This is a genomic window from Mycolicibacter sinensis (assembly GCF_001673565.1).
Taxonomy (GTDB): domain Bacteria; phylum Actinomycetota; class Actinomycetes; order Mycobacteriales; family Mycobacteriaceae; genus Mycobacterium; species Mycobacterium sinense_C.
Genome location: NZ_LZMF01000046.1, coordinates 1 through 1,534, shown reverse-complemented (window position 1 = coordinate 1,534; position 1,534 = coordinate 1). Strand labels below are relative to the sequence as shown.

1 protein-coding gene is annotated in these 1,534 nt (G+C 64.1%); it reads right to left on the bottom strand.

Annotated elements, in window-relative coordinates; all coding sequences use genetic code 11:
* Positions 1 to 413: 413 nt before the first annotated feature.
* Positions 414 to 1,439 (bottom strand): IS110 family transposase, encoded by a 1,026-nt coding sequence (locus A5648_RS08000; RefSeq protein WP_065024029.1) that lies wholly within the window; start codon positions 1,437 to 1,439, stop codon positions 414 to 416.
* Positions 1,440 to 1,534 lie beyond the last annotated feature (95 nt).

The following is a 1,534-nucleotide window of genomic DNA, read 5'->3' as shown; positions in this document are numbered from 1 at the left end:
GCAGAGTCATCCCTGAAGGGGTGGGGTCCGGTCAAGGGTTGGTGTGCTGCGGTTTGTTCGGTTTCGGAATATGTGCGGGCAGCGCTGAATGAGGGGCGGGGTCAAGACGCAGCGCCCGCAGCGTAGCGAGGACGAACGGTCTTGACGGCGGCCCGTTTCAGCGCAGAATCGGCGCGGAGCCGAAACGGCAATCCTGGTGTGGAGTTGTGGGTGGTGCGGCTCTCCAGTGTGATGCCGATCAAGGCTGGGCAAGGCCCGGGGTTGTTCCGGGCTGCCGGTCATCCCTTCGCCCAGGCTGGCTGGGCATGGAGCGCTGCGGCGTGCGGTATGCGGGGTCAATCAACGGCACGGCCATGCCCCGGTTGGGGAGGCCAGACTCTGCGGCGACCACGCGTATACCGCACCCGGATTACTCACGCTGCGTCCTTAGCCAACGCACGAATGTGTTCGTCACGCAGGCCGTAGTAGACCAGGGTGAGTAGCTTGCGGGCAGCAGCGACCTTGGCGATGTTGGTGCCACGTCGAGCGGCGATCCGATCTTTGTCAGCGGCGATCTTGGCCGTGGACTGGTGCCGTTGCACTGCCTCGATTGCTGCCCAGCGCACCAGCCTGGATCCCTGCTTGGTGATGTGCCCGCGATGCACCACGGTGTCGGACTCATAGTGCCGCGGTGTCAGCCCTGCCCAGGAACACAACTGTTGCGGGCGGGTGAAGCGGTGTACGTCGCCAATCTCGGCGACGAAGACGGCCGCCAAGATCGGTCCCACACCCGGCAGCTCTTGGATCGCGCGGTAACCGGCGTGGCGTTGCAGCTCTGTGGCGATTCGGTCAGACAACGCGGTCTGCTCGGCATCGAGGATGTCGATCAGACGCAGCAGTGAGGCCACCCGCTGGGCATACACCCCAGATAGCGGGGTGCGTTCCAGGCGCTTGCGGGCAGTGGCGCCGAACAGATCCGTTGCAACGATCAACACCCCAGCCTTGGCCAAGACCGCATGCACCTGCGCTTTAAGCCCCGATCGCAGCGCCACCAGTTTGGCGCGGTAACGGACCAGTTCACGCAGTTCCCGTGTCGCCGGCGGTGCGATCCAGGCCTCCGGTAGCCGATTCATTCGCAGCAGATCCGCCAGATCCCCGGCGTCACGCACATCGTTTTTGACCCGCCGATACCGAAACCCTTTGACACCCAGCGGGTGCGCCAAATGCACACTGGCACCTGCGGCTTGCAGCACCTCGACCGCCCAATACCAGCCGTAAGTGGCTTCAAGCACCACCTCCGGATTCGGTCCAGCGCGCTCGATCTCCAACGCCAACGCCACCGGATCGTTGACGATACGCACCGCCGAAAGCTGCTGCCCGGTATCGGTTTGACGGACGATCACCGAACGCTGTCGATGCAGGTCAATCCCGACGAACTGTTTTCCGGCATACTCGCTCATTAGGGGCCTCCCAACACGTGACTGGTAGTGACACCCCCAGCATCCGCCGGGAACGTCACGAGGAGCGGAGGCCCCGCCCCTTCATCGCATCAACG